General features: G+C 59.8%; 1 protein-coding gene. It reads left to right on the top strand.

Annotated features, from left to right (window positions below; translation table 11 throughout):
- The first annotated feature begins 82 nt into the window (after nucleotides 1-82).
- Nucleotides 83-1,234 carry an IS481 family transposase gene (locus DBR47_RS24500; RefSeq protein ID WP_124455141.1) on the top strand — a complete coding sequence of 384 codons (1,152 nt, stop codon included), beginning with the start codon at nucleotides 83-85 and terminating at the stop codon, nucleotides 1,232-1,234.
- Nucleotides 1,235-1,291: the final 57 nt, after the last annotated feature.

Here is a 1,291-nt window from a genome sequence, read left to right as displayed (position 1 = left end):
TGTTTAGACCGGAGACATAGGTAACAGGTGTGCCAGGACATAGGTAACGCTTTCGAGGGTTGCAAGCCCCCGGGAGAAGCCCATGGTCTGGATGGAGAAGAGCACCGTGTCCCTACGCCAAGAATTCGTCCAATTGGCCCGCCAGGATGGCGCGAACAAGCGTGAGCTTTGCCGTCGCTTTGGCATCAGCCCGAAGACGGGCTACAAGTGGTTGGCCCGCATCGCCGACGGTGAGCTGACTCAGCAAGCACTGTCCGATGCTAGCCGTCGACCTCACACTTCGCCGGCGCGCAGTCCTGCGACTGTTGAGCAGGCGGTGTTGAACCTGCGCCGAGAGCATCCGGCCTGGGGTGGGCGCAAGATTGCTCGGCGCTTGGCCGATCTTGGCATGCCCCAGATCGCGCCCAGTACCGTCACGCATATCCTGCATCGCCATGGCCTCATCAGCCCGCAGGCCAGCCGCGCAGCACAGCACTGGCAGCGCTTCGAGCACGACACACCCAACAGCCTTTGGCAGATCGACTTCAAGGGACACTTCGCCACGCTGGCTGGCCGATGCCATGGACTTACGCTGCCGGACGATCACTCACGCTTCAGTCTGCTGCTGAGCGCTCTGGCGCGCACCGACACCCACTCTGTGCATGACCAACTGGTGCAGGTGTTTCGTCGCTATGGTTTGCCCATCTGCATCAACGCTGATAACGGGACACCTTGGGGCTGCCCGAGTGCTGGCGGGCGCAGCCTGAGCGAGTTGGCGATCTGGCTGATTCGCTTGGGGATTCGGGTGAGCTTCAGCGCCCCCTATCACCCGCAAACCAATGGCAAGCTGGAACGATTTCATCGCACGCTCGATGTCGAGGTGATTGCCGGTCAGCACTTCAAAGATCATGCGTCGGTGCAGGCCAAATTCGACGCCTGGCGGCAGATCTACAACTGCGACCGCCCCCACGAAGCGCTAGGCATGACGGTGCCTGCGAAACACTACCGAGTCAGCACGCTGAACTACCCGGATCGACTCAAGGAGATCGAGTATCCGAGCACAGACACCGTGATCAAGGTGGGCTGGAACGGCTTCATCCACTTCGCAGGACACAAGCTGCGCACGTCTACAGCCTTGCATCGCTTGCCCATCGGAATTCGTCCGCATCCGCAGGAGGACGGCGTGCACGATGTGTACTTCTGCCATCAACGATTCATGCAAATCGACTTGAACAAACTGAGCGCAGATACTTGAGCCGAAGGTGTTACCCATGTCCTGGCACAGGTGTTACCTATGTCTCCGGTCTAAACA

The sequence above is a fragment of the Paucibacter sp. KBW04 genome, assembly GCF_003852425.1.
Lineage (GTDB): Bacteria > Pseudomonadota > Gammaproteobacteria > Burkholderiales > Burkholderiaceae_C > Paucibacter_A.
The sequence above is the reverse complement of the archived record's forward strand: the minus strand, read 5'-3'. Positions and strand labels throughout refer to the sequence as shown.

Bases quoted from the DNA above. Each gene is read 5' to 3' on its own strand.
- DBR47_RS24500 (WP_124455141.1), top strand. From the start codon at position 83: ATGGTCTGGATGGAGAAGAGCACCGTGTCCCTACGCCAAGAATTCGTC.